Genomic DNA, 7,773 nt, shown 5'->3' on the forward strand with positions numbered 1-7,773 from the left:
AAGGAGGGGAAAACGTATAATGATCGGTGAGTTTCCGATGAACATAAAGAACCCCTCAAAAACCCAAACTTTGGAAAAGAAATAAAGGGATAAATCTTGGCTCAGATATTCCCCAAATGGACGAATAAAGCCCCACTGTATGCTGCCGTCGGTGCCGGTCTAACCCTGGTTGTTGTCGTGGGTCTGGTCTGGTACTATGCTTCTCCATGGTATACCGATGTTGGTTATCGTCCATCACAGCCCGTCCCCTACAGCCATAAAGTGCATGTTCGGGACCTTGGGTTAGATTGTCGCTTCTGTCATACTGGCGTGGAGACCTCTCCTGTCGCCGGTTTGCCTCCGACAAAAACCTGTATGAATTGTCATAACATGATCAAGGCTGATAGCGACAAGCTGGCCCTTGTTCGTGAAAGTTTTAAAAATGGTACACCCCTGGAATGGGTCAGAGTCCACAAATCTCCGGATTATGTTTATTTCGACCACTCCGCTCATATTAACGTGGGTGTGGGATGCGCCAGCTGTCATGGCAATATTGCTGAAATGGAAGTGGTCGCCCAGCATAAACCCCTGAGCATGGGGTGGTGTTTGGATTGTCACCGTAATCCAGATGATCATTTACGCCCAGCGAGTGAAATCACCAACATGACCTGGACACCCCCAGCAAACCAGGCCGAATTTGCCGCCAAACAGAAGGAGCTTTTGGATATCAAAGCCCCCATCACTGATTGTACAGGATGTCATAGATGAGTAACGCAATAAATCCCAGCGCACAGGGTAAAACCTACTGGCGCAGTCTGGATCATCTCGCCGATACCCCCGAATTTAAGGCCTTGGTTGAGAAAGAATTTCCAGAAGGCGCAGACGAGTTGAAAAGCCCTGTTTCACGGAGAAAGTTTTTAAGCTTAATGGGTGCTTCTATGGCGCTGGCTGGATTAACCAGTTGTCGCCGACCTGTTGAGAAGATTATCCCTTATGTGATTAAGCCAGAAGAAATCATTCCTGGAAAACCCCAGTATTATGCCACCAACATGCCATTTGGGACCGAATCTTTTGGTCTCCTGGTTGAAAGCCACGAGGGTCGCCCCACAAAGATTGAGGGAAATAAAAACCATCCTGCATCAGGTGGATCTTCCAATGTCTTCATGCAGGCAGAGATGCTTAATCTCTACGATCCAGATCGTTCACAGGTCATTCTGAACCAGGGCAAAAATTCCAGCTGGCAGGCCTATAGAGCCGTCTGGAAAAAACTGGCTGCTGAATATGCTGAAAATGGTGGTGAAGGACTGGCTGTCCTGAGTGAAAGCTTTGCTTCTCCAACCATGATGCGTCTCAGCGAAACCTTTATGAAAAAATTTCCCCAGGCAAAATGGGTCACTTACGATAGCGTCAGTGATGAGAATATTTTTACAGGAATTCAAGCCGCCACAGGTGTCATGGCTAGACCTAAATACAGTTTCAAAGAAGCAAATGTGGTTCTGTCCCTGGACTCAGATTTTCTTCAAATGGACAGCAACGATATTCCCCATGCCCGGGAGTTTGCTTCTCGGCGCAAGGTTCGCTCTGAAAACGACAGCATGAACCGTCTTTACGTGGTAGAAGGTACTTATACCATTACAGGCGGCATGGCAGACCATCGCCTGAGAGTGCAGAGTGGACAGATCGGCATGTTTGCTGCGGCCCTGGCCCACGAACTCAGCGCCCAGGGTCTCGATATCAAAGCCCCAAGGGTGAATGCCAACTTTGACAAGAAATGGATTTCATCTGTAGCGAAAGACTTGCTGGCCAACAAGGGAAACTCTCTTGTGGTGGGCGGTCGTCGTCAACCCTCTGAAGTCCACACCCTGATTGCCCTTATAAATGATGTATTAGAAAACACCAATAAAACGGTAAGCTATTTAAGCAATCCAGATATGCAGGTTTCAAACCTGAAGTCCTTTGCCGAGCTCACCCAGGCCATGAATGCCGGCAAGATAGAATCGCTGGTTATTCTAGGCGGCAATCCTGTTTATCAGGCTCCAGCTGATATTGATTTTGCAGCAGGCCTTAAAAAGGTCAAACATTCTGTTCACCTTGCTTCTCACGTCGATGAAACATCAGAAAATACAACCTGGCACATCAATCAAGCACACTTCCTGGAAAGCTGGGGAGATGTCTCCGGCTATGGTGGTGCAGGCATCACCCAGCCACTGATTGCACCGCTGTTTGATGGCAAAAGTAATATTGATGTCCTGGCTGATCTTATCTCAGATGAAGAGGTCTGGGCCTATGGTGTGGTCCAGGAAACCTGGCGAGGCATTCTCGGCACAGGCAATTTTGATAAAGCCTGGCGCAAGGTCGTCCATGATGGTTTTCTCGCATCTACCAGAGGGACACCCGTATCCATGAATAAATCTCGCGCCCAAGGCTCTGTCTCCATGAGTCGCTATTATTCATCAACTGCATCACCTGATGATATGGAAGTCATTTTTACAGCCTCCTTCACCAACTATGATGGGCGTTATGCCAACAATGGTTGGATGCAAGAGCTGCCAGACCCCGTAACCAAGGTCACCTGGGACAACGTGGTCTTGATCTCTGCCAATACTGCCAAACACTTCGGCGTGAAAAATCAGGATCGATTAAAAATTTCAAACGGAACAGTTGATGTAACGCTGCCTGTTTGGGTGCAACCAGGCATGGCTGACAACACCCTGGCCCTGGAGTTGGGTTATGGTCGTGAAATCGGCCGGGTCTCTACGGGTGTCGGAGCCAATGTAAGTGTTTTACGTAATACCTCAGGAATGAGCATTGCCTCCGGTTTTACTGCCGAGAAGGCTTTTGGAACCCATATCCTGGCCTGTGTTCAGGACCACCATGGTTTTGATGAAGAAAAGCTGGCCGCCGAGGCCATCCAGAAACGCCTGCCCACCATCGTTCGGGAAAGCACCCTGTCTGATTATCAAAATGATCCTGAATTTGCCATGGCCTTCGCCGAAAAGAATGAACTCAAGGGCATGTGGAAAGAGCACGACTATTCAGAGGGAAATCAGTGGGGCATGGCCATTGACCTGACCAGCTGTACGGGCTGTAGCGCCTGTACCATCGCCTGTCAGAGTGAAAACAATATCCCCGTGATTGGTAAGGATGAGGTGAGTAACGGTCGCGATATGAGCTGGATTCGTTTGGATCGCTATTACACCGGTGATGTTGAAGACCCTGAGATGGTTTTTCAGCCCATCGCCTGTCAGCATTGCGAAATGGCACCATGTGAAGGTGTTTGTCCCGTGGCAGCTACCACCCATAGCGAAGAAGGTCTCAATGAAATGGCCTACAATCGCTGTATTGGAACCCGTTACTGCTCCAACAACTGTCCCTACAAAGTTCGACGGTTTAACTTCTTCAATTATACTAAAGATATGCCTGAGATTGTTGAAATGGCCATGAATCCTGACGTCTCCATTCGATTCCGTGGCGTGATGGAGAAATGTACCTTCTGTGTACAGCGTATCAACGTTGCCAAAATCGACGTCAAAAACGAAGGCCGTGATTTAGAGGACGGTGATATCGTGGTGGCATGTCAACAAGCCTGCCCCACAGATGCCATTGCTTTTGGAAATATCAATGATCCCAATAGCGAAGTTTCCAAAATGAAGGCACAGAATCGTGACTACGCCTTGTTGGGTGAGTTAAACCTGCAACCGCGAACCAGCTATGGTGCAAAACTGCGAAATCCAAATCCTGATCTGGAGACTGAGCATGCAGCAGCCGAGCATACGGCTTAGGTATTGAAACAATGAAATTATATGGAACTCTAAAGTGAGTATATTAAACAAACATCCCCAAAGAGATTCCGCTGCTACTGAAGCTATCGGGGGCGATGAACTGCTGGTCACTGGCGGTCACACATTCAGCACCCTGACAGACAAAGTCAGCGGCATTGTAGAAACACAAACGCCACCCAAATGGTATTTGTTGTTTGCCATGGCCGTTTCCGGTCTCATGGTTCTCCTGGGAGCTATTGGCTGGCTGGTCTGGGAAGGTACTGGAGTGTGGGGTCTGAATAATCCTGTAGGCTGGGGCTGGGCCATTGTAAATTTTGTGTTCTGGGTAGGTATTGGACATGCTGGAACCCTGATTTCAGCCATTCTCTTTCTGCTGCGACAGCAGTGGCGGACGGCCATCAACCGTTTTGCAGAAGCCATGACCATTTTTGCTGTAATTTCAGCCCTGGTTTTTCCCGGGATTCACGTCGGTCGAATCTGGCTGGCTTATTACATGTTTCCCGTTCCCAACCAGATGCTGATCTGGCCCAACTTCAGATCTCCACTTCTGTGGGATATTTTTGCCGTTGGAACCTATTTTACCGTTTCAACACTTTTCTGGTATGTCGGTCTTATTCCTGATTTGGCTACCTTGAGGGATCGTGCCACCAAAGTACGTAAAAAGGTCCTGGGTTTCTTTGCTCTTGGCTGGAGAGGTGGCAACCGTCAATGGCAACATTATGAAAAAGCGTATCTCATGCTGGCTGGACTGGCGACACCCCTGGTTTTATCTGTTCACTCTGTTGTGGCCACAGACTTTGCAACCAGTATGGTGCCGGGATGGCATACAACGATTTTCCCGCCCTACTTCGTAGCAGGTGCTGTTTTCTCTGGATTTGGGATGGTGATGACCCTGGCTATTATCGCCAGAAAAATTTATGGTCTTGAAGACATTATCACCGTCAACCACCTGGAAAAGATGAATAAGATCATTTTGGTTACGGGCTCCATGGTTGGTTATGCCTACATGACAGAATTCTTTATTGCCTGGTATTCAGGAAATGAATTCGAAGTCTTTGCCTTTATCAACAGAGCCTTTGGCCCCTATGCCTGGGCCTATTGGATTATGTTTACCTGTAATGTGATTACGCCTCAGATATTCTGGTTTAAAAAAGTGAGACGCAGCATTCCGATTATGTTCGTGGCGTCCATTTTTGTGAATATCGGCATGTGGTTCGAGCGTTTTGTTATTACCGTAACGTCATTATCCCGTGATTATCTCCCTTCAAGCTGGGATTACTACTCACCATCGATCTGGGATATCCTGACCTTTGTGGGAAGTTTTGGGCTTTTCTTCACATTCTTCCTGCTATTTCTGAGATTTCTGCCCATGGTGGCCCTGTCTGAAGTCAAGGGCGTGCTACCTGAAGCAGATCCACATTACTATCATAAAGATGGAGGTGCCAAATGAATCAAACATTAGGCGCCCTGGCTCGCTTCGCAAATCCTGCTGAGCTTATTGAGGCAGCAAAAAAAATCCGCGATGCCGGCTATAAGAAATTTGATTGTCATTCACCCTTCCCCATTCATGGAATGGATGATGCCATGGGAATGAAACGATCTCCCCTTGGCTATATAGTGGGTGCAATGACCCTTACCGGTGCAACCGTAGGGATGACACTGCAATATTGGATCGCTGCAGTTGAATATCCCCTGGTCATATCTGGCAAGCCATTTTTCAGCTGGCAGGCCTTTATTATCGTTACCTTTGCCCTTTTCGTGCTCTTCGGTGCTTTTGGTGCTGTTTTGGGGATGCTGCATCTGAATCGACTCCCCCGCCTGCATCACCCCGTATTCTATTCAGACAAATTTGCAAAGGTGACCGATGATGCTTTCTATGTGAGCGTTGAAGCAGATGACGAGCAATTTGATGACAAGAAGATTCAAGAATTCCTCAGCTCAATCGGTGGTACCGATGTGGAGCTGGTGGCAGGCGAGTAAGGAGATTATGATGAAAAACTTACTTGCCCGTTTGATGTTGATGATGATTTCGGTTCTGATGATAGTTGCTTGTGGTCGCGGAAACTTCTCAGAAAAACCCCCCATTCATTTGAACCCGAACATGGACTCACAGGGAAAATATAAGGCACAATCCGAAAGTAACTTCTTTGTGGATGGTTCCAGCATGCGCACCCCCGTTGAAGGCACCGTTGCTCAGGGTCAACTCCGTGAAGACGATGCCTATTATCATGGTAAAGATGCATCTGGTGAATTTATCTCATCAGCACCCATGGATTTTACAGCTGACATGCTTGAGCGCGGTAAAGAGCGCTATCAGATTTATTGTTCAGCCTGTCATGGGGTAAATGCAGATGGTAAGGGTAAAATTCTGTTCTACAAATACCCCATTCCTCCAGCCAATTTTTATGATGAGCGCATCAAAAAGCTGAGCGATGGCCACATGTTTAATGCCGTCACAGCTGGTTGGCTAAATATGCCATCGCTAAAAGCGCAAGTTTCAGTGGAAGATCGATGGGCTATTATCAGCTACATCAGATCACTACAAAAGAATTAGAAGGTCTGAGCGCACTATGAAATTCGACAACAAGACATACATGTTATTAGAGACAGGCTCTTTCGCTCAGAAAGCCCTTATCGCCGGTGCTGCAGGTCTGCTGTTATCCCTGGTAGGCGCCTTCATGGATCACGCACAATTCTTCCAGGCGTATCTCACGGCTTTTACCTTTTTTACGACCATTGGCCTGGGCGGTCTGTTCTTTGTGCTTATCCATCACATCACAGGTGCATACTGGGGTGTGGTCATGCGGCGTGTCGCTGAAAATCTTGCCTGTACCCTGCCAATTATGGGTCTGGCCATGATTCCCCTCTTTTTTGGGATGCACGATCTATTCCACTGGTCTCATGAAGAAGCCGTAGCCCATGACGCCATTTTGCAATGGAAGGCACCCTGGCTCAATACGACTTTCTTTATTCTTCGCAACATCCTCTTTTTTGTGATCTGGAGCTGGCTGGCTCGTGGGTTGAGAGTCCTCTCTCTGGCACAGGATAAAGGTGATGTAGCCAGCCTGGGCAAAATGCGCCGCAAGGCTGCCGGCGGTACGGTTCTATATGCTATAACAGTGACGCTTTTCTCCTTTGATTGGTTGATGAGTCTGGATCCGCACTGGTACTCAACCATATTTGGGGTCTATGTGTTTTCAGGGGGCTTTTTAGGTGCCATTGCATTATTGTCAATTTTGGCTATCAAGCTAAGAAACAATGGTGCAGGAGAGCTAATAACTGCTGAACACACCCACGATCTGGGAAAATTCCTTTTCGCTTTTACGGCCTGGTGGGCCTATATCGGTGGCGCCCAGTATTTTCTGATCTGGTACGGTAATATTCCTGAGGAGACCATCTGGTTTCTTCATCGTTGGGAACATGGCTGGAAGTACGTCAGTCTCTTTCTGATTCTCTTCCACTTTATCATTCCCTTTATGGTTCTAGCCTTCAGAGCGGTAAAAAGAGTTCCTGTGTTAATTTTGGCTATTTCAGGATTGATGCTGTTTATGCATTATACCGATCATTTCTGGATGATAAACCCCGTCTTCAATGACCATCACTTGCATTTCTCCTGGATGCATATCACCACATTCCTTGGTTTGGGTGGTGTGTTTGTCTGGTGGCTGGCCCTGAAATCAGGGAAAGACCCCATCATTGCCATGGGTGACCCCAATCTACAGAAATCTATCGAGCATACCGTTCATTAGATAATAACACCCGTACAAAAAACGCCCTGGCCTCTGCCTGCCAAGTCGAAGTTCGAAGAACGTAGACAGGAGTTTTTCTAAGGGACCAGGGCGTTTTTGTGCCCGCTAGTTATCGATAGCACCCGACTTAAGAGGCTGTGTGAGAATACAATTGCAAGAGTCTCTTTTTCGTCATTTTGAGACATCTTTCACTCATTTCTCTGATAAATTGACATTTTCATTGTCTAGATCAAAAGAAACAGCCATTTCAAGCCATTTCCCAG

At 47.4% G+C, this 7,773-nt stretch carries 6 protein-coding genes; all 6 read left to right on the forward strand.

The window, feature by feature from the left end; all coding sequences use genetic code 11:
- Nucleotides 1-96: 96 nt before the first annotated feature.
- The 6 genes from ISR87_07115 to ISR87_07140 all read left to right on the forward strand — a co-directional run bounded on the left by ISR87_07115 (nt 97) and on the right by ISR87_07140 (nt 7,510).
- Nucleotides 97-747, forward strand: a complete 651-nt coding sequence (locus ISR87_07115; GenBank protein MBL7025213.1) for a cytochrome c3 family protein — start codon at nt 97-99, stop codon at nt 745-747.
- The gene (locus ISR87_07120) at nt 744-3,761 is read left to right on the forward strand and encodes a TAT-variant-translocated molybdopterin oxidoreductase (GenBank protein ID MBL7025214.1); all 3,018 of its coding nucleotides are present in this window, start codon (nt 744-746) and stop codon (nt 3,759-3,761) included. Before ISR87_07115 ends, ISR87_07120 begins: the two co-directional genes overlap by 4 nt.
- A gap of 85 nt (nt 3,762-3,846) precedes the next feature.
- Nucleotides 3,847-5,211: a polysulfide reductase NrfD gene (gene nrfD / locus ISR87_07125; protein MBL7025215.1), complete on the forward strand. Its 1,365-nt coding sequence runs from the start codon at nt 3,847-3,849 to the stop codon at nt 5,209-5,211.
- The gene (locus tag ISR87_07130; protein ID MBL7025216.1) at nt 5,208-5,741 is read left to right on the forward strand and encodes a DUF3341 domain-containing protein; all 534 of its coding nucleotides are present in this window, start codon (nt 5,208-5,210) and stop codon (nt 5,739-5,741) included. Before nrfD ends, ISR87_07130 begins: the two co-directional genes overlap by 4 nt.
- Before the next feature lie 7 nt (nt 5,742-5,748).
- Nucleotides 5,749-6,315: a c-type cytochrome gene (locus ISR87_07135; GenBank protein ID MBL7025217.1), complete on the forward strand. Its 567-nt coding sequence runs from the start codon at nt 5,749-5,751 to the stop codon at nt 6,313-6,315.
- A gap of 16 nt (nt 6,316-6,331) precedes the next feature.
- Nucleotides 6,332-7,510, forward strand: coding sequence for a hypothetical protein (locus ISR87_07140; GenBank protein MBL7025218.1), 1,179 nt, complete (start codon nt 6,332-6,334; stop codon nt 7,508-7,510).
- Nucleotides 7,511-7,773: the final 263 nt, after the last annotated feature.

It is taken from the genome of Candidatus Neomarinimicrobiota bacterium (assembly GCA_016784545.1).
GTDB lineage: Bacteria > Fidelibacterota > UBA8477 > UBA8477 > JABMPR01 > JABMPR01.